At 70.7% G+C, this 25,967-nt stretch carries 19 protein-coding genes and 2 tRNA genes; 14 read left to right on the top strand and 7 right to left on the bottom strand.

Features of this window, described 5'->3' with window-relative positions; translation table 11 throughout:
- The first annotated feature begins 6 nt into the window (after positions 1–6).
- Entirely contained in the window at positions 7–873 is an 867-nt protein-coding gene (locus F8568_RS31325) for a hypothetical protein (protein WP_151597286.1), read from the top strand.
- Between the two features lie 40 nt (positions 874–913).
- Here F8568_RS31325 and F8568_RS31320 read toward each other — a convergent pair whose 3' ends face one another.
- Complete coding sequence (locus F8568_RS31320) at positions 914–1,729, bottom strand: TrmH family RNA methyltransferase (protein ID WP_151597285.1); 816 nt, start codon at positions 1,727–1,729, stop codon at positions 914–916.
- 330 nt (positions 1,730–2,059) lie between these two features.
- On the opposite strand from F8568_RS31320, the gene F8568_RS31315 reads away from it, so the two are divergent.
- The 3 genes from F8568_RS31315 (at position 2,060) to F8568_RS31305 (ending at position 7,850) form a co-directional block, all read left to right on the top strand.
- Positions 2,060–4,372, top strand: coding sequence for a substrate-binding domain-containing protein (locus F8568_RS31315; protein ID WP_151597284.1), 2,313 nt, complete (start codon positions 2,060–2,062; stop codon positions 4,370–4,372).
- A 265-nt stretch (positions 4,373–4,637) separates the two neighbouring features.
- Entirely contained in the window at positions 4,638–6,146 is a 1,509-nt protein-coding gene (locus F8568_RS31310) for an RNA polymerase sigma factor (protein WP_151597283.1), read from the top strand.
- Between the two features lie 213 nt (positions 6,147–6,359).
- Positions 6,360–7,850, top strand: coding sequence for an RNA polymerase sigma factor (locus F8568_RS31305; protein WP_151597282.1), 1,491 nt, complete (start codon positions 6,360–6,362; stop codon positions 7,848–7,850).
- Between the two features lie 21 nt (positions 7,851–7,871).
- On the opposite strand, the gene F8568_RS31300 is transcribed toward F8568_RS31305, so the two are convergent.
- On the bottom strand, positions 7,872–8,957 hold the full coding sequence (locus tag F8568_RS31300; RefSeq protein ID WP_151597281.1) for a phosphotransferase family protein: 1,086 nt from the start codon (positions 8,955–8,957) through the stop codon (positions 7,872–7,874).
- Positions 8,958–9,413: 456 nt separating this feature from the next.
- On the opposite strand from F8568_RS31300, the gene F8568_RS31295 reads away from it, so the two are divergent.
- Entirely contained in the window at positions 9,414–10,148 is a 735-nt protein-coding gene (locus tag F8568_RS31295) for a hypothetical protein (RefSeq protein WP_236009583.1), read from the top strand.
- A 45-nt stretch (positions 10,149–10,193) separates the two neighbouring features.
- On the opposite strand, the gene pdxR is transcribed toward F8568_RS31295, so the two are convergent.
- Complete coding sequence (pdxR, locus tag F8568_RS31290; protein ID WP_328601110.1) at positions 10,194–11,618, bottom strand: MocR-like pyridoxine biosynthesis transcription factor PdxR; 1,425 nt, start codon at positions 11,616–11,618, stop codon at positions 10,194–10,196.
- Between the two features lie 69 nt (positions 11,619–11,687).
- Between pdxR and F8568_RS31285 the strand changes: the two genes are divergently transcribed.
- The 5 genes from F8568_RS31285 (at position 11,688) to F8568_RS31265 (ending at position 13,548) form a co-directional block, all read left to right on the top strand.
- Positions 11,688–11,867: a hypothetical protein gene (locus tag F8568_RS31285; RefSeq protein ID WP_151597280.1), complete on the top strand. Its 180-nt coding sequence runs from the start codon at positions 11,688–11,690 to the stop codon at positions 11,865–11,867.
- A gap of 56 nt (positions 11,868–11,923) precedes the next feature.
- Positions 11,924–12,520 (top strand): oligoribonuclease, encoded by a 597-nt coding sequence (gene orn, locus F8568_RS31280; protein WP_151597279.1) that lies wholly within the window; start codon positions 11,924–11,926, stop codon positions 12,518–12,520.
- Positions 12,521–12,590: 70 nt separating this feature from the next.
- A tRNA-His gene (locus F8568_RS31275) sits at positions 12,591–12,666 on the top strand.
- Positions 12,667–12,818: 152 nt separating this feature from the next.
- Positions 12,819–13,391: a response regulator transcription factor gene (locus F8568_RS31270; RefSeq protein WP_151597278.1), complete on the top strand. Its 573-nt coding sequence runs from the start codon at positions 12,819–12,821 to the stop codon at positions 13,389–13,391.
- 84 nt (positions 13,392–13,475) lie between these two features.
- Positions 13,476–13,548: transfer RNA gene (locus tag F8568_RS31265), tRNA-Lys, on the top strand.
- Between the two features lie 455 nt (positions 13,549–14,003).
- On the opposite strand, the gene F8568_RS31260 is transcribed toward F8568_RS31265, so the two are convergent.
- A complete protein-coding gene (locus F8568_RS31260; RefSeq protein WP_151597277.1) occupies positions 14,004–15,152 on the bottom strand; it encodes an alpha/beta hydrolase in 1,149 nt (382 codons plus the stop codon).
- A 520-nt stretch (positions 15,153–15,672) separates the two neighbouring features.
- Between F8568_RS31260 and F8568_RS31255 the strand changes: the two genes are divergently transcribed.
- Genes F8568_RS31255 through F8568_RS31240 form a run of 4 tightly spaced genes read left to right on the top strand, consistent with a single transcriptional unit; the run spans position 15,673 to position 20,913 of the window.
- Positions 15,673–17,085: a CapA family protein gene (locus F8568_RS31255; RefSeq protein WP_151597276.1), complete on the top strand. Its 1,413-nt coding sequence runs from the start codon at positions 15,673–15,675 to the stop codon at positions 17,083–17,085.
- A gap of 8 nt (positions 17,086–17,093) precedes the next feature.
- Positions 17,094–18,200: an extracellular solute-binding protein gene (locus F8568_RS31250; protein WP_236009642.1), complete on the top strand. Its 1,107-nt coding sequence runs from the start codon at positions 17,094–17,096 to the stop codon at positions 18,198–18,200.
- Complete coding sequence (locus F8568_RS31245; RefSeq protein WP_328601109.1) at positions 18,092–19,882, top strand: thiamine pyrophosphate-binding protein; 1,791 nt, start codon at positions 18,092–18,094, stop codon at positions 19,880–19,882. Before F8568_RS31250 ends, F8568_RS31245 begins: the two co-directional genes overlap by 109 nt.
- Positions 19,883–19,935: 53 nt before the next feature.
- Positions 19,936–20,913, top strand: a complete 978-nt coding sequence (locus F8568_RS31240) for a LysR family transcriptional regulator (RefSeq protein ID WP_151597273.1) — start codon at positions 19,936–19,938, stop codon at positions 20,911–20,913.
- Between the two features lie 212 nt (positions 20,914–21,125).
- On the opposite strand, the gene F8568_RS31235 is transcribed toward F8568_RS31240, so the two are convergent.
- The 3 genes from F8568_RS31235 to F8568_RS31225 all read right to left on the bottom strand — a co-directional run bounded on the left by F8568_RS31235 (position 21,126) and on the right by F8568_RS31225 (position 25,664).
- On the bottom strand, positions 21,126–22,379 hold the full coding sequence (locus F8568_RS31235) for an ABC transporter ATP-binding protein (protein ID WP_151597272.1): 1,254 nt from the start codon (positions 22,377–22,379) through the stop codon (positions 21,126–21,128).
- Between the two features lie 23 nt (positions 22,380–22,402).
- On the bottom strand, positions 22,403–24,139 hold the full coding sequence (locus tag F8568_RS31230; protein ID WP_151597271.1) for an ABC transporter permease: 1,737 nt from the start codon (positions 24,137–24,139) through the stop codon (positions 22,403–22,405).
- A 130-nt stretch (positions 24,140–24,269) separates the two neighbouring features.
- Positions 24,270–25,664: a CapA family protein gene (locus F8568_RS31225; RefSeq protein WP_151597270.1), complete on the bottom strand. Its 1,395-nt coding sequence runs from the start codon at positions 25,662–25,664 to the stop codon at positions 24,270–24,272.
- Positions 25,665–25,967 lie beyond the last annotated feature (303 nt).

Here is a 25,967-nt window from a genome sequence, read left to right as displayed (position 1 = left end):
CTGACGGTGGGCGTCGATCCGGTCTCGAACCCGGCGAAGCCCGGCGAACGCGTCCAGGTCGACACGCATATCACCGCCACGGGCGGCGACGTGTCAGGGGTGAAGGTCGTGGGCGTGTCGGCGTCCCCCGGCAAGGCGACGGTGGGAGGCGAGTGCACGGCGCCCTACACCTCCACCGGGTGTTCCGTGGGCGATCTGACCAGCGGGCATCGCGGCACGGTCGTCTCCACCGTGTCCGTGCCGGCGACCATCGAGGACGACCTGACGGTCACCTTCTCCATCGAGGTCAGCGCGACCGACATTCCCGCGAAGACCTGGACGGCCAAGATCAAGTTCCTCGCGCCCACGCCCACGCCCACGAAGACGCCCACCAAGTCACCGGCCAAGTCACCGACGAAGTCGCCGTCCAAGTCGCCGCCGCCGTCGAAGAGCGCGACGCCGTCGGCGTCGTCGTCCGGGAGCGGGAGCGGGTCGTCGTCCGGGAGCGGGAGCGGCTCGTCGGGCGGGTCGAGCGGGACGACGTCCGACACCGGCTATGCGCCGACGACGAACTCCTCGTTCCAGGCGAAGAACCCGCAGGTGGCGTTGCCGCCGATCGCGGCGCCGAGCCCGTCGGTCGCGCCGAACTCCGCGGCGGTGACGCCGGAGAGCAGGTTGCGCGGCAACAAGGCCCCGGTGGCCCAGGACCTCACCTTCGAGCGGGTCGCGAGCACGCAGGTGGCGTGGCTGGCGGCGCTGATGGTCGCGATCGCGGTGCTGCTCACCCAGTTGCGTCTCGGCAGGCGCCGCGCCCCGGCGGGCGCCGCCTCGGCCGCCGCGCGCCGCGCGCGCGGCATGCACCGCCGCACCCGCCGCGGCATGTTCAGCAGGTAAACGGAGAACGACCGATCCTCCGAGCCCGAACGGTGGCGGGTCAGGGGCGGAGGAGGGTGTAGCAGGCTATGGCGGCGGCGGCCGTGACGTTGAGGGAGTCGACGCCGCGGGACAGGGCCGTCTCGTTCATCGGGATGCGGACGCGCTCGTCGGCCTCGTCGAGCCAGCGGGAGGAGAGGCCGTCGCCCTCGGAGCCGAGGAGCAGGGCGCGGCGGTCGGCGGACGGGACGGCGTCCAGCGCGATCGCGCTCGCGGACGGGGTGAGGGCGAGGATCTGGAAGCTGGCGGCGCGCAGCTCGGCCAGGCCGTTGCGCCAGTCGGTCATGCGCGCGTACGGGAGGGCGAACACGGCGCCCATCGAGACCTTCACCGAGCGGCGGTAGAGGGGGTCGGCGCAGCGGGGGGCGAGGACGGCGGCGTCGACGCCGAGGGCGGCGGCGCAGCGGAAGATCGCGCCGACGTTGGTGTGGTCGACGACGTCCTCCAGGACGAGGATGCGGCGGGCGTCCTTCACCACGGCGTCGACGGGCGGCAGGGGCAGGCGTTCGAGGGAGGCGAGGGCGCCGCGGTGGACGGGGAAGCCGGTGACGCCTTCGAGCACGGCGTCGTCGGCCACGTAGACCGGGGCGTCGACGGTGTCAAGGATGTCGGCGAGGGGACCGGTCCAGCGCGCCGCCATCAGCAGGGAGCGGACGGGATGCCCGGCGGCGATCGCGCGGCGGATGACCTTCTCGCCCTCGGCGAGGAAGAGGCCGTGCTCGGCTTCGAGGCTTTTGCGCAGGTTGACGTCGCGCAGCCGGGTGTAGTCGGCCAGCCGGGGGTCGGCCGGTGAGGTGACGGTGACGAAGCTGGCCATGCCTCGATTGTGGCGGAGGGGGCGGGGTGCCCGGGCTGGGGCAAGGGGGTGCGGCGGCCGGTTCCGGCCGCGCGCGCCGGTTCCGGTTTGCGGGAAAATCACGCACGGTCCCGGCGCCCGGCGGGCCCGGTCCACCCATGATCGTGGCCGCGGCGCCGCCCCGTGGCGCCCCGAACGCGGGGCGTGACGGTGCGGGGACGCATGCCAGGATCGTCGGGACATACGCTGATGACCTGCGTCATCATCGATTTTGAGCTCTTTGTAACCTTCAGTTCGTACTACTACAGTGCCGGGGAACATCGGCGGGTTTCTGGTGAATCGAGGGCAGCCATGAGCGGACGTCATCGCAATGACTTCCCTGAGGGGGACGGGGACGGTCTCGACCCGTCCACGCCCGTGTTCGGACCCGCGAACGACGGGTCGTCCGACTGGTTCGGCACCAGGAACCCGCAGAGCCCCCTGGCGCAGGAGCCGCCGGCCGGGCCGCCGCCGGGCGCGCCCGCGGGCCCGCCCCCCGGTTCGCCGCGGGCGCCGGGCTCGGGCGAGACGCCCGAGTGGTTCGCCCCGCGCCGCTCGGCCGAGGAGCCGGTCTACGGCGCCGGCGGGTTCACCGGCGCGTCGGACGCCGGCGGGTACGGGCTCGGGCGGTCCGGCCCGTACGGCGCGGAGCAGCAGGAGCCGATGGCGGCGCCGATGCCGCAGGAGCCGCCGCCCGGCCGGTCATCGTCCCCGCTGGCCGGGACGGGCTACAGCGAGTACGACGCGATCCGCAGCTCGGACGAGACGCCCGCCGGGTTCTTCGGCGGCGGGTCGGCCGGCTCGGGCGGGTCCGGCGGGTACGGCGGCGGCTCGGGCGGCGGCGGGGGTTCCGGCGGCTACGGCGGCGGGACCGGCGGCTACGAGTACGGCAAGCGCAAGCGCAAGCGCAGCAAGGCCGCGCTGATCGGGCCGATGGCCGGGGCCGTGGGCCTGGCGCTGCTGCTCGGCGTCGGCGTGTACGCGTTCGCCGAGAGCGGCGGCGGCTGCTCCGGCGACGACGCGATGAGCCTGTCGGTCGCGGCGGCGCCCGACATCCAGCCGGCGATCGTGAAGGCGGCGGGCCGCTTTAACGACGCCAAGCACAAGGTCGGCGGCAAGTGCGTGCGGGCCGACGTGAAGAAGACCGACCCGGCGTCGGTGGCGACGCTGCTGTCCGGGCAGGGCGTCGCGAACTCGGCGAACCAGCGCCCGGACGTGTGGATCCCCGACTCCTCGCTGTGGACGGCGCTCGCCCGCGGCGAGGGCGGCGACAAGAGCCTGGAGTCCGCCAAGACCTCGCTCGCGAGCAGCCCGATCGTGGTGGGGCTGCCGAAGACGCTGGCCGTCCAGCTGAAGAAGCAGGGCGTGACGGCCAGCCCGTCCTGGGACAACCTGCTGAAGGCGGCGGGCGGCGTCGCGGGCGGCGCGGTCACCAAGAACCAGATGATCCCGGCCGGCTCGGTGCGGATGGTGGTGCCCGACCCGACCAAGAACGCCGCCGGCATGGGCTCGCTGATGATCACCAGCATGCTGCTGGCGAACGACCCCAACCGGGACTCGATCTTCACCGGCATCGTCCGGACCGTCCGGGAGAACCTCGTCCCCTCGACGACGGCGGAGTTCACCCACTTCAGCAAGGACCGGACCGGCAAGCAGCCGATCTCCCTGTCGTCGGAGCAGGCGCTGTGGAGCTACAACCAGACCAAGCCGGCCCAGCCCGCGGTGGCGCTGTACCCCACCGAGGGCACGCTGTCGATGGACTACCCGTTCACCGTCACGACGCAGAACGGCGATGAGCAGAAGGCCGCGCGGCTGCTCGAGAAGGCGATGACGACCGACGCGACCCGCAACGACCTGCGGGAGCTCGGTTTCCGCACGTCCGACGGGAAGGCGCCCGCGAGCTTCACCGCGGCGACCGGGGTCAGCCCGGCGCGCCCGCGGCAGCTCCCGACGCCGAAGAGCGGCGACGTCGCGCAGGTCATGCAGGCGTGGTCGAAGCTGACGCTCGGGCTGCGCATGCTCACGCTGATCGACGTGTCCGGCTCGATGGCCGAGCAGGTCGCGCCGCACACCAACCGGCTGCAGGCGATCGCGCAGGTGTCGCAGGGCGGCCTGGCGATGATGTCGAACGACACCGAGCTCGGCCAGTGGCTGTTCTCCACGAACATGAACGGCAAGTCGCCGTACAAGCAGACGGTGCCGATCGGCGCGCTCGGCGACCGCATCGGGTCCACCACGCGGCGCGGGCTGGTGCTGTCGTGGCTGAACCAGATGAAGCCGAAGACGAACGGCGACACCGGCCTGTACCGGACGATGCTCGACGCCTACAAGCTGATGAACAAGACCTACAAGCCGGAGTTCGGCAACTCGATCCTGCTGCTCACCGACGGCCAGAACGACGACCCGGACGGGCCGACGCTCAACGAGACCCTCTCCGAGCTGAAGCAGCTGAAGGACCCGAACAAGCCGATCCAGGTCAACATGATCGGCTTCGGCAAGGGCGTCGACAAGAACGAGCTGGAGAAGATCGCCGCAGCCACCAACGGCAACGTCCAGGTCGCGATGACCCCGCAGGAGATCTCCAAGATCTTCCTGAAGATGCTGTCGCGGCGCATCACCTCGTGACGCTGCGACCGCGCCCGGTAGTTCCGAGGATTTTCTCGGCATCGGCGTCAACCGGGCGCGGGGGTCGACCGTCATTCTTGTGGAGGCCCGACGGGGAGCGGGGCCGTCGGGCCTCCGACCTTCTCCCCTCCCCGGCCCGCGACGGGGAACCGCCCGGAGCGCGGGCCGGGAGAGCGAACCGCTCCCCTGACTTCCTGAGCCCGTCCCTGACGCTGCGGACGAGGACCGCCCCAGAGGCAGCACCCTGATCCCGCGGGAGGACCCTGTGTCCAGTTGGCCCACCCTCGACCGCGCGGACGACGAACGTCTCGCGCGGGAGCTGGCGGCCGGCGACCCCGGCGCCCTCATCCAGGTGATGGATCGCTACGCGGCCCGCCTGTACGACTACTGCCACGCGCTGCTGCGCGACCAGGAGCCCGCCGCGGGCGCCCTGCACGACGCCCTCGTAGCCGCGTACGCGCAGGTGTCGGTGCTGCGGGAGCCCGAGCGGTTCCGCGGCTGGCTGTACGCGCTGGCCCGCAACGAGTGCATGCGGCGGCTGCGCGACCCCGACCGGCCCACCGAACGCCACGAGGCGCCCGAGGTCGGGGACGGCTTCCTGGACGGCGAGGAGCTCACCCGGCGGCTGGAGGCGCGCCGGCTGGTGCACGGCGCGCTGTCGGGGCTGCGGGGCCGCGAGCGCGAGGCGCTCGACCTCATGCTGCGGCACGGCCTGGACGCGGCGGACATCGGCGCCGTCCTCGGCCTGGACGCGCAGGAGGCCACCGACCTGACCGGCACCGCCCTCGCCCGGCTCGACGACGCGCTCGCCGCCGCCCACATCGCGCACTCCGGGCGCGACGACTGCCCGGAGGTCGCCGGCCTCGCCCCGGACGGGGAGTGGCCGCTGCCGCCGCCCGCCGTCCGCCGGCTCGTCCACCACATCCAGGAGTGCGGGGTCTGCTCCGCGCGGCGCGAGCGGAACGTGTCCGCGGCGCGGCTGCTGAACGTCCTGCCGGTCGCGCTGACGCCGACGGACCTGCGCGGGCACGTCATGGCGACCGCGACGGACGCGGCGCTGGCCGCCGACCTCGCCGCCATCGCGCACCGCGCCGGGCCGTTCGACGCGTGGGGCTGGCCGGAGCACCCCGGGCAGGGGCACGCGGAGCCGCGCCGGCGCGGCGCGCCGCGCGCCCTGTGGCCGGCGCTCGCCGCCGCGGCGGCGGTCGTCCTGATCGTCGCGGGGGCGTTCTTCCTGATGCCGGGCGGGTCGTCGGGGAACACGAGCGCGCAGTCCACGCCGTCCGGGTCGTCGTCGGTGCCGGACCCGTCGGAGTCGACGACCTCGCCGGAGCCCTCGGACTCGCCCGCGCCGACACCGACCAGCACGTCCCCGACCCCGACGCCGACGCACACCTCGGCGACGCCCACGCCGACGCACACCCGAAGCCGCGCGTCCCACTCGTCCAAGCCGAGCCCCACCCACAGCAAGCCCACCAGGGGCACCCTGTCGGTGACCGGGTGCAGCATCTCCGGTGCCGGCGGCGAATGCTCCGTGACCGTGCGCGCGGTCGGCGGGACCGTCAGCTGGTCCGTCACGGGCACGTCGTCACCTCTGATCAGCGCGGGCGGCGGCGGCACGCTCGCCAGCGGCGGCTCGGCGACCGTCACCGTCTCCTTGTCGGACGACTGCACCGCATCGGACAGCGGGACGGTCTCCTTCTCGCCCAACGGGGCGGCCTCCGTCAGCTGGACCTGCGCTCCGCCGGACGGCCAGGGCAGCCCGACCGGCTAGTGAGACCCACATCACATTCTTTCGCGTAGCCGCTGTTCCGCAAGGCGATACGGCCACGGCGCGTACCGTCTTGGTCACAAAATTCGGACCAATGGGAGAAATTCCAGCAAGTTGGTGGCAAGATCGGGCAACCAGAGCGCGCCTGCAGGCGCCACGGCGCCGGCGCTCACCGGGGGCACGTTCGACAACACCGATTTAAACTGGAGGGTTCCCGTGGCCGGTGAGCCGGGGTCCGCGCGCAACGACGACCTGAGGCTGGCGGAGTCGCTGCGGGCCGGGGACGTCATCGCGCTGACCGAGGTGTACGACGCCTACGCTCCTTTCCTCTACGACTACTGCCACGGCCTGCTGCGCGACCGCGTCGAGGCCGCCGGGGCGCTGCGCAACTGCGTCATCGCGGCCCGGGAGCACGCCGGGCGGCTCGGCGAGCCGGACCGGCTGCGCGGCTGGCTGTACGCGATCGCCCGCAAGGAGTGCATGCGGCGCCGCGACAGCCCGAACCGGCACCTCGGGCAGGAGGCGCCGGAGGCCGAGGACGACCTGTCCGCCGAGCAGCTCGCCCGCCGCGAGGAGCGCCGGCTGCTCGCGCACAGCGCGCTCGCCGCGCTCAGCGGCCGGCAGCGCGAGGCGATCGACCTGTCCGTCCGGCACGAGCTGGACGAGGTGGATCTGTCCGGCGTGTTCGGCATGCCGCTGGAGGAGACCCTCGAGCTCGTGGAGCGGTCCCGGATCGGGCTGGACGCGGCGATCCGGGCGGCGCTGATCGCGCAGAACCACTGGAAGGACTGTCCGAGCGTCTCTGCGCTGACCGAGTCGTGGCCGCTGGCGCCGCAGACGGCGGCGTCGCTGGTCCGGCACGTGGCGAGCTGCCCGGTGTGCGCGGAGCTGGGCACCCCGGCGCTGCCCGCGGACCGGCTGCTGTCGGTGCTGCCGATCGCGGCGATCCCCGCCGACCTGCGGCTGGACGTGCTGACGGCGGCGACGGCCGAGGACCGGGCCGGGAACCGGCGCGCCATCGCGGCGTGGACGGAGCCGTTCGACGAGTACGGCTGGCCGCTGCCCTACGAGCCGACGCCGGCGCGGGCGAAGGACCGCGGCACCGGCGGGCGGCGGCGCGGCCCGATCATCGGGGCGGCCGCGGCGGCCGTCGCGGCCGTCGTGGTGCTGGCCGGGGCGATGACGGCGTTCGGCGGCGAGTCGTCGCCGGTCACGGGGGCCAAGCCGTCGTCGTCCGCGTCCGGCCCGGGCGGCGAGTCGGGCGACCCGGGCGACCCGGGCGTGCCGACCGAGCCGATGCCCACCGACCCGAGCCCGACGGTGTCGTCCACGTCGCCGTCGCCGTCGAAGTCCCCGTCGGACTCGCCGTCGCCGTCCAAGTCCCCGTCGAAGTCGCCGACGACCAGGCCGCCGTCCGCGCCGACCTCGCAGGCGCCCCCGCCGCCCCGCGCGGGCCACCTGGCGGTCAGCGGGTGCGACATGCACGTGGACGACTCCTGCACGGTCACCGTCCGGGCCGTCGGCGGGCCGGTGAACTGGCGCGTCACGGGCACGTCGGGCGAGCTGAGCGCGCACGGGTCGGGCCACCTGTCGGCCGGCCAGAGCGCCGGGGTGACCGTGTCGCGGACGAACGGCCTGTGCTGGGGGTCGAAGAACGGTTCCGTCTCGTTCGCCCCGGGCGGGTCCGCGTCCGTCGGGTACTGCTGACGCGTCCCGCCCGCGCGGCGGCTACCAGGGCGAGCCGGCGTCGAGGACGGCGTGGGCGCGGCCGAGCAGGAGCGGGACCGCGGCGCCGATCTGGTCGAAGCCCTCGCCGACGGTCGCGTTCTGCAGGAAGCGGGCGTGGATGCCCTCCAGGATGACGGCGAGCTTGAAGCACGCGAACGCGACGTAGAAGTCGAGGTCGGCGAGGTCGAAGCCGGTCAGCTCGGCATACCGCTCGGTGAACTCGCGGCGGGTGAAGAAGCCGGGCGCGGCGGTGATCGTGGCGCCGACGGGGAGCTGCTCGGCGTCGGCCGCCTCGGCCCAGTAGACGAGGGTGAGGCCGAGGTCGGACAGCGGGTCGCCGAGCGTGGACATCTCCCAGTCGACGACGGCGGCGATCTCGGGCCGGGGCTCCAGCCGGGCGAGGGCGTTGTCGAGCCGGAAGTCGCCGTGGACGAGCCGGGCGGGGGCGTCGGCGGGCAGCCGCTCGGCGAGCCGCGCCACGAGCCGGTCGTACTCGGGGAGGTCGTGGGTGTTGCCGGTGGCCTTGATCGCCTCCTGCGAGCCGTCCCACTGCTTGCCCCAGCGCTTGAGCTGGCGTGCCATGTAGCCGCCGGGGCGGCCGAAGTCCGCCAGGCCGGCGGCCTTCACGTCCACGGTGTGGATCGCGGCGAGCGCGGCGGCGAGGGCCTCGCTGAGGCCGCGCGCCTGCTCGGCGGTGAGGTCGCCCGCGTCCTCGCGGGTGCGCAGGACGCGGCCGTCGACGAAGTCCATGAGGTAGAAGCGGGCGCCGATGACGTCCTCGTCGTCGCAGAAGGCGAGGGTGCGCGGGACGGGGACGGCGGTGGCGTCGCCGAGCGCGGTCAGCACCCGGTACTCGCGGCCCATGTCGTGCGCGGTCGGCAGCACGTGCCCGAGCGGCGGCCGGCGCAGCACGATCCGGCGGCCCCCGGCGAGCGTGATGCCGTAGGTCAGGTTGGAGCGGCCGCCCGCGATCAGGTCGACCGCGCCGATGCGGCCGGCGCCGGGCAGTTCGCGGGCCAGCCAGTCCGCGAGGCGGGGGACGTCGATGCCGGGCACCCCGGCCGGAAGGTCAGCGTCAACGGTCATGACGCACCATTAGAACGCGGCCCGGTGCGGGCCGTGCGGCCGACCCCCGGCATGCGGGTTCCGGGGCGGCCCAGGGGCCCGGTTTGTGCGCTCGGTAACCCCTCGGCCACATCCGGACACCGCCCAGAGGCGGTAAACCGGACCCCCATCACGGTGGTGACCTGCGACGATGATGTCCGATATGCCGTTAAACCTCCGAGAGCCTGAAACTTGCGGAGAAAACGGGTTTGCACGGGTGGATTCGGAAGACGGCCTGGGTACGCCTTCGCTTCGACTGCCGCGAAGAGTGGGCTTCGCCGCGGTCGGAACGCCGGCCTTTTGTTCCCGGCCCGTGGCGGCAAGCTGGACTCATGGGTCCTGCTGGGCTAAGAGAAGAGGACTAGACCATTCGGGGCTAGACCGCCCGATTGGGGGGACGCAACCGTGGCAGACGCATGGCTGCCGGGAGCCGGCCGCATGCCGGCACGACAGGACGGTGGAGCGCTACGGGGAGGTGCGCCCCGTGCCGTATGGCTGTCCGGTGAGTGCGATCCCCGCAGCGTCTCGGCGCGCTCGGCGGCCGCCGACCTGATCAAGGAGGAACGGCCGCCGCACCTGGTCTGGCACCCCGGCTCCGGGGACGTCGTCCAGCTCGTGCCCGCCACCCGGGCGGCCCTCGCGCTCGGGGCGCCGGCCGGCCGCGAGGGCCGCGCCTGCGTGCAGATCCTGGTGGTCGGCCAGTCGCGGGTGCCGTTCACCGGCGCGCTGCTGATCGGCGTGGAGGCGATCGTGGCGTGGCTGGACACCTGGGGCGTCGCCCGCCGCTGGCCCGCCGGTCCTCCGCTGCCGTCGCCGCAGTCGTACCACGCGCTGCGGTCCCGGCGGGACTGGGCGCGCGGCGGCCACTTCGGCGGCTCGCAGGTGCCGCTGGCCGAGCGTCCCGACCCCGGCGGCATCGACATCCGCCGCATCACCGGCCCCGACACCCCGGTCGCGCCGATCCCCGCGCCCCGGACGCCGATCGGCGAGCCGCCGGCCGCGTCGCTGCTGCTGGCCCGCCCGTCCCGGGCCCACGAGCCCGTGCGGGGGGAGCCGGCCGAGCCGGCGCGCCCGCCGCGGACGGCGCCGCTGCCCGCCCCCCAGTCGAACCCGGACCATCCGCCGCCGCAGGGCGATCCGGTCCCGGTCGGTTCTCCGGCGCTGTCAAACTAGCCCCGGCGACGGCTTCCGGCGCCTGCTCCCCCTGTGCCGCCCGGCTCAGGGCGAGGCGCCGGCCGCGTCCTGCCCGGATTCCGCCGCCGGCTCCGCCTCGGCCGCCAGCTCGCGGACGATCGCGCACCCCGCCCGCAGCTCGGCGGGGCTGCCCGCCGAGCCGTAGCCGATGACGAGCCCGCCGGACGACCGGGGCCCCGCGTGGTGGCGTTCCAGCGGGTCCACCAGGACGCCGCGGTGCTCCGCGTCCCGCGCGACCCGCTCCGCCACCGCGTGCGGCAGCTCGACGACCAGGTGCAGCCCGGCCGTGTCGCCGCGCAGCCGCAGCCCGTCCAGCGCCCGGACCACGACCGCGCGGCGGCGCGCGTACTCCCCGCGCATCCGCCGGACGTGCCGGTCCAGGTCGCCGCGCTCGAGGAACAGCCGGAGCGCGTGCTGCGGGACCGCCGCCGTCCGGTCGTTCAGGTCCTCGCGCCGCAGCGCGATCGCCGCCACCAGGTCGGGGCGGCCCACCAGCCAGCCGACGCCCATGTCCGCGGTGAGGATCTTCGCCGACGTGCCCAGGTAGACGACGGCGTCCGGGTCCAGCCCGAACAGGGCGGGCAGCGGCGCGACGTCGTAGCGGAACTCGCCGTCGTAGTCGTCCTCGGCGATCAGCGCGCCGGTCCGCCGCGCCCACGCCAGCAGCGCCTGCCGGCGCGGCACCGGCAGCACCCCGCCCATCGGGAACTGGTGCGACGGGGTCGTGTACACCAGGCGCAGGCCGTCCGGCAGGCCGTCGACGACCAGCCCGTGCCCGTCCACCGGGCACGGCACGATCTCGGCGCCGCGCCCGGCCAGCACCGCCCGCGCCCGCCGGTACCCCGGCTCCTCCACGCCGACCCGGTCGCCCGGCCTCAGCACCGTCGCGGCCAGCAGATCCAGGCCGTTCGTCGCGCCGCGCGTGATCAGCAGGCCGTCGACCGGGCAGACCACGCCGCGGCTGCGCCGGATGTACTCGGCCAGCGCCGCCCGCAGCTCCGGCACCCCGTGCGGCTCCTGCCGCTGCTGCGGCGGCATGCCCGCCGCGAGCCGCCACGCCCGCCGCCACGCCGGGGTGTCCAGCGCCCCGACCCACGCCATCCCCGGCCGCAGGTCGATCTCTCCCGGCCGCGCGGGCCTGCGCGTGCCCGCCGGCAGGCCGCGCGGCGGCTCGGGGACCGGTGCGGGGTCGGCCGCGACGCCGTCCGTCACGTACGTCCCCGACCCGTGCCGGCCCTCCAGCCACCCCTCCGCGTACAGCTGCTCGTACGCCTCCGTCACCACCGTCCGGCTGACGCCCAGCAGCGCGGCCAGCGCCCGGCTCGCGGGCAGCCGCTCCCCCGCCGCCAGCCGCCCCTCCCGCATCGCCGCCCGCAACTGCCCGACGAGCTGGGCGTTCATCGGCTCGGCGGCGTCCCGGTCAACGCCGAGCGGCAGATCGATCGACAAAGTGGCCTCTGGCTTTCCAATCCGAGTGGCCCTACTGACCAGGCCACTCGCGTCCTAGCGTAAACGGGCATGAAGCCGCTTTCCGCCACGCCCCGCACCAGCCTCGGCCGCTACCCGGAACGCTCCACGCCCGACCGCGCCGCCCTCTACGGCATCCTCGACGCCGGCCTGATCCCGTCCGGCAGGCGTTCGGCGCCCCGGTCCCCGACCCGGCCCTCACCCCGGGCATTCCCGTCCCCGCGCACATAGCCGCCCGGTGACACTCGATGCCCCGCGCAGTCGTCCATGGTCGTAGGGTGAACCCCATGAACGAGCGGCTCGTGTGGATCGACTGCGAAATGACGGGACTCGACCTGCGCGCCGACGCGCTCATCGAGATAGCCGCCCTGGTCACCGACAGCGAGCTGAACATCCTGGACGAGGGCGTCGACGTGATCATCAAGCCGCCGCCCGAGTCGGTCGCGCAGATGACCAAGGTCGTCCGGGACATGCACACCACGTCCGGCCTGCTGGAGGAGCTCCCGGGCGGCATCACGCTGCCCGAGGCCGAGGAGACCGTGCTGAACTACGTCCGGTCGCACGTCAAGGACGCCAAGAAGGCCCCGCTGTGCGGCAACTCGATCGCCACCGACCGCTCCTTCCTGGCCCGCGACATGCCCGCCCTGGACGCCCACCTGCACTACCGCATGGTCGACGTCTCCTCCATCAAGGAGCTGGCCCGCCGCTGGTACCCGCGCGTCTACTTCGCCAGCCCGGAGAAGAAGGGCGGGCACCGCGCCCTCGCCGACATCACCGAGAGCATCCAGGAGCTGCGCTACTACCGCGCCGCCGTGTTCGTCCCGCAGCCCGGCCCCGACTCCGAGACGGCCCGCGCCCTCGCCGCCGACATCTCGGCCGGCTGACGCCCGGCACGGCTGACCCACTCTCCGGGAGCCGCTACACTACTGGGAGCCGGAAGCGATTCCGGCCGCGGTGGGTGTAGCTCAGCTGGCAGAGCACTTGGTTGTGGTCCAAGATGTCGGGGGTTCAAGTCCCCTCACTCACCCCAGGCTAGAGAGCCCCGGTCGTCCTCGTACGGCCGGGGCTTCTTCCTTCCCGCCACCGCCCGTGACGGCGGCGCGCCTGCTCGTTCGTTGGCTCAGGATGATCGGAGGGTTATGCTCCGACCTTATAAACGCCAACGACACCCCAAGGGCGACGATGAGTGTCGATGAGACCGCCCCACTGCGCGTACTGGTGGTGGACGGCGACGCCCACGTGCGGGCGGATGTGATCTCCCTGATCGACGGCAGCAGCGAACTGCAGGTCGTGGCCGAGACCCACGACGCCGCGGCGGCGGTGCCCCTCGCGGAGCGGCTGCGGCCCGACATCGTGCTGCTGGACGCCGGCGCCGCGCAGCACGCGACCCCGCTCAGCCGCTCGTCCCGCGTCTTCGTGCTGGCCTCCGCCGACGACGGCCCCGCCGTCGAGACCGCGATCCGCGGCGGCGCCTGCGGCCACCTGGTGCCCGGCGCGTTCACCGTCCACGACCTCATCCGCAGCGTCCGCGACGCCAACCGCGTCTCGCTGGGCCTGTCCGTGCGCGAGGCCGAGGTGATGGACCTGATCGCCACCGGACGCTCCAACGGCGAGATCGCCCGGCAGCTGTTCCTCAGCGAGAAGACGGTGAAGAACCACGTCAACCGCATCTACGGCAAGCTCGGCGTCAGCTCCCGCGCCACCGCGATCGCGCTGTGGCGGGGCATCGTGAGCGTCCTGCCGGGCAGGGAGTAACCGATTCGCACAGGTCCGCGGGTCCTGCTACTGTTCTTCCTGTCGCCAGGGGCACCGGCCAAGGCCGGAGCCCCCGAGAGACAGGCGCCGTTAGCTCAATTGGCAGAGCAGCGGACTCTTAATCCGCGGGTTCGGGGTTCAAGTCCCTGACGGCGCACCCGTTCTGACCTGGGCAAACGCAAGCAAGATCGCGTTTGCCCACAGTCGTTCTAGGGGCCTTTATCCCTCACGTTCGCTCGATGTTCGCTCGTCGGCGGGACTGGGCACTTTGACCCCTCTCCAGGCTCCCATCAGCATCCCGGACTCCTGCCAGATCGTGCCGCTTCATCCACGCACCCGCTTCGTCGGGCATCAAGCCTGTAACGACACCATCCGGTGCTTCCTGCCGCTCACCACGGAAGCCGGGCGCATCGAGTGGGAAGTCCCCTCGCCACCACTACGACGGCAGACGCCCGGCCGACGTCGGTGGGCTCGCACCAGAATCGGCCTGAGATGAGAAGCCCCACTCCCCCTTGATGCGCATCCGCGTCGCCGTCGGAGCGCAGACTCGGAAGGTCACCTCGCATCCGGTCGGCGCGGTGCCCCTGTGCACGACCGAGTGCTGCTGGAATCTCAGCGTCGATCGCCCGCGGGCGTCAGGACCTTTGAGAAGTACGGCAGCACCTTGTTCTCGAACCTCTCTGGGATTCGATTAGTGTGGTCGCCCTCGTAAACCTCGAAGCTGTGTTTGACGCCGTAACCGGTCAGGACGGCGTCCAGCCGGGTGAGGTTGGCCGCGATGTTCTTGTCGGCGTCGCCGACGTCGAAGGAGATGTTCTGCTGGCGAAGGTTCCCGAGGTACTGGTCGACCATCGCCAGCGGGCGGTTGGCGGTCATCCGGGCGAACACCTGCGGATCGAGCCGACCGTCGACGAACGGTGAGTCGAAGTAGAGCGGCGGCTTGCTCGGGTTCGGCGCCCAGGACGCCGCCGCGGCCACCGCGGTGGCGATGCCGGACGGCGGGCCGTCCGGGTAGTTCTCCGGGTGAGCGGTGAAGTTCTGCATTGCCGCGATCTCCTCCGGCGTGTCCGGGATGTTGCTGTTCTGATCGATGCAGCAGGAACTGAGGATGTACAACGAGGAGAAAACATCGGGATGCTTCATCCCGATGCGCAGCGTGCCGTACCCGCCCATCGAGTGGCCGGCGAGTCCGCGGGCCCGCCGGTCACGGATCGTGCGGTAGTGCGTATCCACGTACGAGACGAGTTCGTTGGATACGAACGTCTCCCAGTCGCCGGTGGTGGCGCCACTGGAGTAGTTGCTGCCTTTACGGACTGTCATGGCATTCGGCGTCACGATGATCATCTTGCGGGACGTGCCGGCGGCCAGCGTGCGGTCTGCCGAGGCCGGGATGTTGGTTCGCGCATCGGAGGCGAAATAGCTCAGGTCCGTCTCGGTGAAGCCGTGCAGCATGTAGAGGACCGGATACCGTGTTGATCTGTCCGCACGGTAGCCCGGCGGCAAGTAGATCGAGACCTCGCGATCCGGTGAGTCGCCCTCAAGGTTGCCGGTGAGGGCCCGCGAGTGGACACTGACGCGCCGCACGGTGCCCGTCTTCTCGTGAGCCGAAGGCCCACCGTCTTGGCTGATGCCGGGCGACTCGGCCTCGGCCGCCGGAACGGCACCGACGCCCAGGGAAGCGAGGACGAGGGCCGCGGCACCCGCGCGTCTTCTCCAGTGGGCGGTCAGAAGTCGTCGTGACCATGAGGGCGCAGTGCTCATGGAGAACCTCCGGAAGTGAGTGGCGATGATCTCGGAGCGGGTTTCGAGATCGGCCCAGCCCGTAGCCGCCGTCGCCGCGATCAGGGTCGTGCCGCCTATTTCGCACCGCATCGACGGCCATGTCGAGCAAAGAATCTGTGATCTAGACATAAGAGAGGCTCACACTGGTGCGATGACCAGCATGATTTCGGTGTCGGCGTCTCGGCATCCCTACCGGCGCAAGCGAAGGCCGGGCCTGCGATCTGTTCCTCAACCGCACCATCGACCAGCCGTCACAGGTGCGTGTCGGGCGCCTGGAGTCCTGAGGCTTCGTGCGGGCGGCGCGGCCCCCCAGTGACATGGTTGTGGCGCCGCTCACCTGACCCCTGTCATCTCAAGGGGTCTCACGGCCATACCGATAAGGCTCACCTAATCGGCTCACTAGCGATCGTGTGGTTTCGGTCGCTCCACGACCCAGCCTATGTTTCTGGTCAGTTACCGGCGTCACACCCGGTGAGGAGCACGAACGCGAGGAGGACACATGAGCGGCGGCACGACCATCGCGATCGCAGGCGAGTGCCTAGCCTCGCGCCCCTTCGCTCAGGTCGCCGACCCGGGTCTTCTTGAGATCCGCGACCTCCTTCATGCCTCCGATGTCACGTACGCGCACTTGGAGATGAACTTCGGCGCTTTCTGCGAGATGCACGCCGGCCGCGGAGACACCTTCGGCAGCTATATGTTGGCCGATCCGCAGGTCGCTCGCGACCTGCGGTGGCTCGGGGTGGACGTGCTGTCGATGGCGAACAATCACAGCCTCGACTTCGGTCAGCACGGCCTGCTCTCGACTCTCGACAACTGCCGCGCGGCTGGCTTGGTGTGCGCCGGTACCGGGCGCGATCTGGACGAGGCACGCGCCCCGGCCTACACCGAGACACCGGGCGGTCGCGTCGCTCTGGTATCGACGGCGTCAGGCAACAAGGCGCAGGAATGGGCGGGCCATCCCAAAGGGACGATGGTCGGCCGGCCAGGGATCAACCCGCTGCGCGTCAGCATGGAATACCAGGTCGACGCGCGCGCCGCCGCGGCATTGCGCGGGGCGGCGCACGGCCTTGGCATCCTGCGCACCAGTACGCAGAGCGGTCCCGGCAAGACCGGCCCGGTTCTCGACCCTGATCAGTTCCAGTTGCTCCTGCCCGGCGGGCAGTCGGCCGCTGGGGAGTTCGTCTTCCGCGAGGGCTCCGACCACCGGATCGACACCCGCTGCCACCCTGGCGATCTGGAGGCCAATCTCCGGTCGATCAGAGCGGCGGCCGCGCAAGCCGACGTTGTGCTGGTCGCCCATCATTTCAATCTGTCCGAAGGCCCACGCGGAGATCACCCGCCGGCCTTCGTGCGGGAGTTCGCGCACCGGGCCATCGACGAGGGCGCCGACATCTACCTCGGTCACGGTTGGCACAAGACCCTCGGCATCGAGATCTACCGCGGCAAGCCGATCTTCTATGGTCTCGGGAACTTCTTCGCCCAGTCCGCCTTCATCGAGCATGTTCCCGCGGACGGCTACGAGACCTGGAGACACGATCCGGACCTGCTGCCATCCCAGACGCCGGAACTCTGGCCCCTGCACCCCGGCCTGGAGCCGCATCGCCGGACCTGGTGGAGTTCCGCTGTGATCTCGGTGCGGTTGGAGGCCGGACGAGTGGAGTCGATCCGGCTGCACCCGGTCGAACTCGGCCGGGACGTCTCGCCCGAGGCGCCGATCACCCGCCGCACGGGCGGATCAAAGGAACACCCGCTGACGGAAGGTCGGCCACGGCCCGGCACCGGCGACAACGCGACCCGAGTGCTGGAGCGCCTCCAAGGGCTCTCAGCAGAACTCGGGACCCACCTCGAGATCGACGATGGAGTCGGCAGCATCCATCTCGGCGCCCGTTCTGCTGTCGGCATTGGAGACTGATCGCAGTGATGCGAAGGAAGTGGCTCGTCGCCACGGTGGTCGCAGGTTCGCTCACCCTGGCCGGATGCGGGTCGTCGGGAGATGCCAAGAACCTGCCTCAGGACGTGACCGCTGCGGGCGGCATGGACCAGTTGGTGAAGAAGGCGCAGTCCGAGGGGGAGCTGAGCCTGTACGCCGGGACGACAGAGGAGGCGACCACCGCTTGGGGCAAGGCCTTCACAAAGAAGTACGGGATCAAGGTCAAGCTCTACCGCGACGGCAGCACCACACTCTTCCAGAAGTGGGCGCAGGAGGCGCAGGGCGGTGTCAACAAAGCCGACATCGTGATCCAGAATGTCTTCCAGCTCTGGGAAGACGCCGCCGACAAGGACTGGATCACCAACTACAAGACCCAGAACTTCGGCGGATACGACTACGACACCGTCTTCCCCGGCGACGACCTCGTCGGCAAGGTGTACCCGCTGCATCAGAGCATCGGAGCCGTGGCCTGGAACACCAAAGTGGTGACACCCCAGCAGCAGGCCCTGCTGGAGAAAGACCCCGTGGCCGCGCTCACGGATCCGTCGTTCAAGGGCAAGATCGCGCTCGGTGACACCGGCGGCGCGACGACCGCCGGCAATTACGCGAACGCGATCATCAACCAGGCCGGCAAATACGGCTGGAAGTGGCTCGAGGGTGTCGGCGCGAACGACCCCGCCCTCTTCGAGAGCCAGATTCCGATCGCCGCCCAGCTCGTCAAGGGCGAGTACGCCGTCACCTTCGGCACCGACACCCTCTACAACGATTACGTCGACGAGGGCGCACCGATCCAGTACAAGTACCCCGACCCGGCCGCCTCGGCGCTGTGGAGCATCGCTCTGCCGACGAAGACGCCGCATCCCTATGCCGCGCGGCTGTTCATGGAGTGGGCCACCTCGGCAGAGGGGCATGACCTGATGGCCAAGCTCGGTACCGGTACCGGTACCCGCACCGGCTGGAAGGACGACCGCAAGGTCGCCAAGGAACCGTGGTACGCGCCGCCGAAGCCCTGGTACGGCATGAGCGAGCTGCCTCAACTGGAGGGGAAGAAGTTCGGCGAGTTCGTCACCAAGGTCAACGAGACCCTGAAGGGCTGAGCGGCCCGCGGATCGAGAGGGGAACAAGTCCCGTGCTAGGGAACAAGGCGGTAGCCGAGTTGCTCGCGTCCCGCGGGTTGGACACCGTGTTCAGCATGTTGGGCGGGACCAACGTGCCGTGGATCGGCGCGGGGGTCGCGAGTGGCCGGCTCCGTCTGGTCCCGACCCGCCATGAGGCCACGTGCGTCTCGGCGGCGGTCGGATACGCCCGATCGACGGGCGGAATCGGGTTGTGCAGCGTGTCTCGCGGACCCGGCTTCGCCAACGCCGTCAACGCTCTGATCGCCGCGGTCCGCAACCACAGCCCACTGATCATGGTGGTCGGCGAGTCGCCCTCGCCCGACTCGATGACCGCGCAGAACGTCGAGCAGCGGAAGTTCACCGAGCTGATCGGGGCGGGTTTCCACCACGCGAACACGATCGCGGAGTTCGCCGATGCCCTCGACGCCGCGGTCGGCGCGGCGAGGTGGAACGGCCAGCCTCAGGTGCTCAGCATGGCCGATGGCGTGCTCGACGAGGATGTGGCGGACCTGCCGCTCGTCCCCACGGCCGGCCGATCTCGCGGCATGCCGGACGACGCCGCCGTCGAGACCGCCATCGACCTGCTCACCCAGGCCCGCACCCCACTCATCCTCGCAGGTCAGGGTGCAGTGCATGCGGACAGCCGCGACGCTCTCGTCGCCCTGGCGGAGGCGACGGGAGCGCGTCTGGCCACCAGCCTGCTCGCCGTCCGGCTCTTCTCCGGGCACCCTCAGGATCTCGGCCTCAGCGGCGGCTGGTCTCCGGTGGCCGCACGCAGAGCATTGCGGGAGTGCGACCTACTGCTCGTCTTTGGCGCCTCCTTCAACCAGTTCACCTACGGACACGGCAAGCTGTACCGCGAGCCGACCGTGATCCAGTGTGATGTGAACCCCGACGCCATCGGGGAGACCGTGCCGGTCGACCTGCCGCTGATCGGGGACGCACGCGTCACCGCCGAGCGGCTCCTGGCGGCGTGGAAGGCTCGCCGCCCCGGCGAGCGCACCGCACCGCCCTCCGTACCGCGAGACGAGATCCAAGCCTCCGTTCTCGCCGTCCCTTTGGGCACCGGTCATGGCCTGGACCCGCGCGAGGTCTACCTGGCACTCGACCGCGTGCTGCCGACCGAACGGCTCATCGTCACCGACTCGGGACGCTCGCTGCCTACGCTCCCCTCGCTCGTCGGCACGCGTACAGCCCGCGATTTCCTCGTCGGCCGCGGCTACGGCTCGGTGGGGCTCGGCCTGGGCACCGCGCTCGGCGCCGCCGCCGCCCGGCCCGACGCCCACGTCGTCCTAATCTGCGGCGACGGCGGGCTGATGATGTCGGCTCAGGAGCTCGACGTGGTCCGGCTCGCCGGCCTGCGGCTCACCATCGTCGTCATGAACGACCTCCAGTACGGCGCCGAGGTGAAGCATCTGCGCAAGTACGGGCTTCCGGACACGATCGCCCGGCAGACGCCCCCCGACCTGGTCCGGCTCGCAGAGGCCTTCGACGGTGTCGGCTCGGTCGTGCGGACCGAGGCCGACCTGGCATCCCTTGAACTGTGCCAGAACGGGCTGCAGATCGTCGACGTCCGGATCGATCCTGAGGTGGAGGGCACGCTCTCCCTCGGGACCAACGGTGAGCAGCGACTCGGCGAAATTCCTTCCTTGGCCCCGTGACCAGCGCTCTTGCACGGCCGTCGTCAGCCGGCGCGCGCGGTACGCTTCGGCGGATGAGCACCCAGGGTCGCGAAGGGCGACACACGAGCAGGCAGAGCCTCATCGCCGGGCTCACGTTCGACCAGCTCTTCACCTTCCAGACCCTGGGCCGCGCCGGCTCCTTCCGCGCCGCCGCGGCCGAGTTGGCCCTCACGCAGCCCGCGGTGTCCCAGCGCATCCGGCACCTTGAGCGGCTGCTCGGAGCCACGCTGCTCGATCGCCGGCAGGGTGCTCGTTCCGAGCTCACGGCCGCGGGGCGCGAGCTGATGGCCTTCGCCGACGAGATGCTCGCTCGCACGGAGCTGTTCCACCAGCGGCTGGAGCAGATGAAGAATCTGAGCGAGAGCTCCACCCTCATCGTCGTCAGCGACACCGACCACATCAAGCACCTGCTGGTCGAGGCGGTCGCCGCCATGAAGCAGGCCGCGCCGGGCGTGAACGTGGTGATCCGGCACGCTCCCTCGCGCGACGCCTGCGTGCGTGAGCTCCAGGAGGGGCGAGCCGACCTCGGCGTCTGCCGCGCCCCCGGACCGAGCGGGTTCGGCGTGCTGGGAACCATCGAGGAGCGGATGCACCTCTACGCCCGTCCGGATGACCCGATCCTCGCTCTCGATCAACAGGAGCGGCTGGAGTACCTCGCGGGGGCGGCCTTCGCGACATTCGCCGACGGGATGCGCAGCCGGGAACTGATCGAACGCTGGGCCAAGAAGGTCGGTGCCTCCCTGCGCGTCGTCCTGGAGTCCCGCGGCCTGGAGGCGATGCGGACCTACGTCACCCGCGGTCTCGCCCTGGCGATCCTGCCGGACTTCTGCGCCACCGAGGATCAGCGCCTCGGTCTCCTGGAACCGGTGCCGATGCCGGGTCTGCCTCTCGTCCGGGGTGCGGTGATCCTCACACCACCCGACCAGGAGGTTCCCCACCACGCCCGGGTCTTCGTCAATGTGCTGCCGGCCAAGGTCGACGCCACGCTGAGCCCGGCGACGTCCGGCTGACGGTTACCCCGGCCCGCCGGTCGTGCCTAGGCCGTTTCCACGCCGACCATGGGTCCGCCACTACCAACCGGGGCTCCGCGGACACCTGACGTGAGGCTCCACCACGGCTCTCCTGCGTCCGCCAACGGTTCCAATGTGCCGAACCGCTCTGGGAACACCGAAGGCCCGGGCCCGAGGCGAGAACGCTCTGGGCCCGGGCTGCCTGGTCAGGGTCAACCACGCATGGTGACGGTTGGGGACTCTCGTATGCCCTCAGCAGCGGCTCCTCCCCCGGTCGACGACCCACCGGCCGACGACTCCGGGACGAACCAGGTGAGGTTGTCCGGGGTGATCAGAAGGATCTGCTCGCTACCCGCCTGCCGTGGAAGCGAGGTCGGGCCGGTGACGGCCTGAACGCGTAGTTCATGCTCACCGGCGCGGTAGGTGCGCTCGAAGTGCGACCCGAGGAACTCGCTTGAGAGCAAGGTCGCCCGAACCTCGTTGCGCCCCGCCCGGGACACGGCCTCCTCCTGCTCGTCGTCGGCCACGGACACCCACTCCGGCCGGAAAACGATCGAGACCGCTTGTCCCGTGCCGGGAGGCTGCTCCGAGGCAGAGATCGCGACGTCGAACACCGTGCCCGCGCCCAGACTCGGAAGCGAGACGGTGAACGTGCGCTCCCCCACCTCGGTGACGGTGCCCCTGGCAACGTTCGCCTCACCGACGAAGTTCGCCACGAAGCCGTTGGCCGGCCGGTGGTACAGCGACCAGGGGTCGCCGATCTGCTGGATCACCCCCTGGCGCATGACCACGACGCGGTCGGACATCGACAGGGCCTCGGACTGGTCATGGGTGACGTAGAGGACCGTCGTTCCCGTGCTCTTCTGAAGCTGGCGGACCTCGTCGCGCATGCGCGCCCGCAACTGGGCGTCGAGATTGCTCAACGGCTCGTCCATGAGAACCAGGCCGGGCTCGGTGGCCAGGGCTCGCGCGAGCGCGACCCGCTGCTGCTGGCCACCGCTCAGGTCGGTGGCGTGACGTTTCTCGAAGTCGCCGAGACCGACGAGCTCGAGCATGGTGCGTGCCTTCCGCCTTGCCTTGGCGCGATCCATCTTCTGCGCCCGCAGGCCGTACATGACGTTCTCCAGCGTGGTCATGTGCGGCCAGACTGCGTAGGACTGGAACACCATGTTGATGTCCCGCTTGTTCGGGGGCACGTTCACGCTGTCGCCGTAGACGCGCCGTCCTCCGAGCCGGATCTCTCCGCCTGTCGGTGTGTGCAGGCCCGCGACGCATCGCAATGTCGTGGTCTTGCCGCAGCCGCTCGGTCCGAGCAGCGTCACGAACTCCGACCCGGCGATCTCCAGGTCGAGGCTGGACACGGCGACCGACTTGCCGTAGGTCGCGACGAGCCCCGTGATCTGGAGCCCACGGTCCGCCTTCCCACTCGGGTGCTGGCCGTTCACCGATCTGTTCACCTTCTTCATTCCTTGACCTCGTCACCCGGTTCTCAGGCGCGCTTGTACGGGTTGCCGGGGCGCAGCAGCGCCATGGCGAGGACGATCCAGACGATCATCAGCGCGGTCTCGATGAGGCCGACCACCGCCGCGGACGGCAGCGACGCCTGCGAGGCGAAGTTGAAGGACAGGATCGAGAGCAGCATGGTGTCGGGCGTGTACAGCAGGATGGCCGTGTTGATCTCCCGCACGGTGAACAGGAAGACCATGATCAGCGCCGAGGAGATCGACGGCTTCATCAGCGGCAACAGGATCGTGTACATGGCCCGCGCCCGGGTCGCTCCGCACATCCGGGACGCCTCCTCCAGCGAGGAGTCGATCTGGACGAAACCGTTGCCGGTCACTCGCGTCGCGTGGGGAAGATAGGACGCGACGTAGGCGATGACCATGATCGCCAGTGTTCCGTAGAGCGGCGTGCCGAGGTACATGGCGAAAACCCCGGTCGCGAAGACGATGCCGGGTACCGCCAGCGGCGCCATGGCCACCGAGTTGAGCAGGCCGGACCCGCGGAATCTCATCCGCTCGGTGACGTAGGAGGTCAGCAGGCCCACCACGACCGTGAGCACCGCCGTGGCAGCCGACACGATCACCGTGTTGACCAGGGCGGTCTTGAGTTCGGGCTTGGCGAGGACGTCACGCACCACGGAGGTGGTGAGGTCGAAGTCCCCGATGTTGGTCGACTTGCTGAAGGCACGCAGGCACAGCGCGGCGTACGGCAGGATGGTGGTGATCAGCGCGTAGAGCACCAGCAGCAGCACGACGGCGTACTTCATCCGGCCGAGCTCGATCCGCTTGCGGCTGCGAGCCTTACCGGTCACCGTCACGAACTTCGACGACTGGCGCAGGCCGCGCTGGTAGAGCCACAGCCCGACCACGCTCAGCAGGACCATCATCGTGCCGAGGGCCGCCGCGAGGGCGTAGTCCGCCGGGTAGCCGTTCGTCGCCCGGTAGACCGTTACGGCCAGCGGCCTGAAGTCCGCCTTCGCGCCCAGCAGCGCCGGCACCGAGAACATCCCGGTGGCGCTGATCGTCACGAAGATGATCGACGAGAGCATGGCGTGCTTGATCGCCGGGAGAGTGACCCGCAGCGCCGTCTGCACGGTGCCGCGGCCGTTGATGTGCGACGCCTCCTCAAGGCTTGCGTCCATGTTCTGCAGGCTCCCTGACACCAGCAGGTAGCCATAAGGCACGTAGTGCAGAGCGAGGATGATGATCAGCCATTGGAAGGTCATCACGTCGATGGAGATCCACGAGGGCAGTCCCGCCTCGCGCGCCAGCTGGTTCAGCAGGCCCGTGCGCGGTGCACCGAGTTCCAGGAACGCCAACGCCCCGATGAACGGTGAGAGGAACAGCGGGGCGATGACGACGAGCTCGAAGAATCGCTTGAACGGAACGTCGGTACGGGCCATCACCCATGCCAGGAGGGCCCCGATGGCGGTCGCGACGATTCCGCACGCGACCGACATCGCCATCGTCTCACCCACGACCCCCCAGATCTCGAGAGAGCCGTAACTCTCGCGCACGGCGTCCAGCGAGAAGGTGGACAGCGGGGCGCGGGGGTCCTCCGACAGCGCCCGGATGAACACGAACGCCGTCGGAAGGAACACCAGGAAGGTCAGGACGATCACGAGGACGCCGACCAGTACCCGACCGGGCATCGCGCCCCGGCCGCGAGCGGCGGCGACGTCGGCCTTGGGAGCGTCCTCGCGATCCGGCGCCATCACCACCATGGCCGTTCACCTCCGCTCGGTTCGACCGCCGGCACCCACCAAGCGGCACACTTCTCGGGCCTGCGGCCCTGCCGGCTCGTCATCAGACCTCCCACTTCCGCATCCTCGTTGCCCTCGGCCCTCGTAAGGGTCAGCCCTCGACCCGCACCCGGCCGACGCCGTCCGCGACCTCGACGGTGGTGCCGTAATCCGCCGACAGTTCGCGGAACCGCTCGATGACGCGTTCACCGTTGACCTGGTCGGCCATTATCGGACGTCCCTCGGTCAGCGTGTGCTGCGCGGACTTGCCCGTTCCCCGAGTGATCTTGGCGGCCTTGGTGACCTCGCGCCCCATCTCGACCGGGTGCAAGGTGATGTCGGTGAGCCGTCCCTCGCTGAGGTGGACCTTGATGATGGCCGAGCTCCACCAGGTTTCCGACGGGCCGTCCAAACCCGGGTGCAGCGGCCACATGTCCGGCGTGAGCGTTGGCAGCCGGTCCACGTCGTGCCCCCAGGTCTCGTAGCTGTCGGAGGGGACATGCTCCAGGAACTCCGACTGCGCGAAGAAGTTGCCGAGACCGTAGAAGATCGGCTTGCCCTGGTAGATCTCGATCCCGAGGGTCTTGTGCCAGCCGTGCCCGACGAAGACGTCGGCCCCCTCCTCGATCGCGCGATGGGCGAACTCGCGCACGAACGCGGGAGGACGGTCGCCGCGCGGGCCCTCGGAGATGTTGAAGTGGTGAGCGACCATCACGACATCCGCCATCGCGGCGGCGGACCGGATCGAGCGCAGGTTGCCCTCGAGGTCGCCCGCGTGGCAGCGGGTCTCGATGCGGTACCGGTCCGACTCCTTGAAGACCAGTTCACCGGAAGCCGACTGACCGCCCGGCAACGTGTACTGGAACTCGTCGTCGGCCAGAACGCGGCCGGTCTTGCCCGGACCGCACTGGGCGCTGGTGCGCAGGATGCCGAGCCCCTCGGCGGACTCGCGCAGCCGGGCCGCGGCCTCGGCGGGCACATGGTAGGTCCACTCGGTGCGCAGCGAGTTGACACCGGGACGCCCCACCATCGTCTCCTTGGGGCGGCCGGCCCACTCGTGGGGACGGTTGCCGGAGCTCGTCGAGATAAGGGCCATCCGGCCGCGCGGGGTCTCGACGTAGACAGGGGCGCGGGCGTCGTCGAGGTCCTCGCCGGTGCCGGCGCAGGCGAGACCAGCGGCACGGCAGGACTCCAAGGTGGACCGCAGGCCCATCTCGCCGAAGTCGAGGCTGTGGTTGTTCGCCGTCGACATCACGTCGACGCCCAGCCAGCGCAGTTCCTCGGCAAGCCGCGTCTCGGCGAGCATGTAGCTGCCGTACCAGTCACCGCGACCCGGGTGCAAATGACGATGATCGCCGAAGTTCATCTCGAGGTGGGCGTAGGCCACGTCCGATCCGGCGAAGAGCTCGCGGATCCCCAGGAACTCCTTTTCGGTGTGCATCGAGAACGGACGGGTCACCATGCACTCACCGGCGATCGCGATCGACCAGTCGAAGGGCTTGGACATGGGACGGGCACTCCCTTTCAGAAGAGCCACCGCGCCGGGAGAGAGCCGGGAGCAGCGAGCGTTGCGAACAGGTGTCGGCCACATTAGGTGGCGGGCGTCACTTCAAAAAGTGCACACTTGCTGCTCAACCGATTAGGGCGACTTATCAGATGAAGCCCCACCGGCTGTACACGGACAGCACAAGACCGCCACCGGGCGAGGCCGGGCGGTCGGTCATCAGCGAGGCCGTCCTGCTGTAGGACCGCAGAGAGCCATGGACACGGGACGAAACACCGCCATCAGAATCCCGGCCGGGGATAGGGG

The organism is Actinomadura physcomitrii, assembly GCF_008923205.2.
In the GTDB taxonomy this organism is placed as follows: Bacteria; Actinomycetota; Actinomycetes; order Streptosporangiales; family Streptosporangiaceae; genus Spirillospora; species Spirillospora physcomitrii.
Note: the sequence above shows the minus strand (reverse complement) of the source record. Positions and strands in the feature narration are given on the sequence as shown.

Coding starts and splice junctions, on each gene's coding strand:
- F8568_RS31240 (WP_151597273.1), top strand. CDS start 19,936: ATGAGCACCCAGGGTCGCGAAGGGCGACACACGAGCAGGCAGAGCCTC.
- F8568_RS31300 (WP_151597281.1), bottom strand. CDS start 8,957: ATGACCGTTGACGCTGACCTTCCGGCCGGGGTGCCCGGCATCGACGTC.
- F8568_RS31285 (WP_151597280.1), top strand. CDS start 11,688: ATGAAGCCGCTTTCCGCCACGCCCCGCACCAGCCTCGGCCGCTACCCG.
- F8568_RS31255 (WP_151597276.1), top strand. CDS start 15,673: ATGAGCGGCGGCACGACCATCGCGATCGCAGGCGAGTGCCTAGCCTCG.
- F8568_RS31250 (WP_236009642.1), top strand. CDS start 17,094: ATGCGAAGGAAGTGGCTCGTCGCCACGGTGGTCGCAGGTTCGCTCACC.
- F8568_RS31230 (WP_151597271.1), bottom strand. CDS start 24,139: ATGGTGGTGATGGCGCCGGATCGCGAGGACGCTCCCAAGGCCGACGTC.
- F8568_RS31260 (WP_151597277.1), bottom strand. CDS start 15,152: ATGAGCACTGCGCCCTCATGGTCACGACGACTTCTGACCGCCCACTGG.
- F8568_RS31315 (WP_151597284.1), top strand. CDS start 2,060: ATGAGCGGACGTCATCGCAATGACTTCCCTGAGGGGGACGGGGACGGT.
- orn (WP_151597279.1), top strand. CDS start 11,924: ATGAACGAGCGGCTCGTGTGGATCGACTGCGAAATGACGGGACTCGAC.
- F8568_RS31295 (WP_236009583.1), top strand. CDS start 9,414: ATGCCGGCACGACAGGACGGTGGAGCGCTACGGGGAGGTGCGCCCCGT.
- F8568_RS31320 (WP_151597285.1), bottom strand. CDS start 1,729: ATGGCCAGCTTCGTCACCGTCACCTCACCGGCCGACCCCCGGCTGGCC.
- F8568_RS31235 (WP_151597272.1), bottom strand. CDS start 22,379: ATGAAGAAGGTGAACAGATCGGTGAACGGCCAGCACCCGAGTGGGAAG.
- F8568_RS31225 (WP_151597270.1), bottom strand. CDS start 25,664: ATGTCCAAGCCCTTCGACTGGTCGATCGCGATCGCCGGTGAGTGCATG.
- F8568_RS31270 (WP_151597278.1), top strand. CDS start 12,819: ATGAGTGTCGATGAGACCGCCCCACTGCGCGTACTGGTGGTGGACGGC.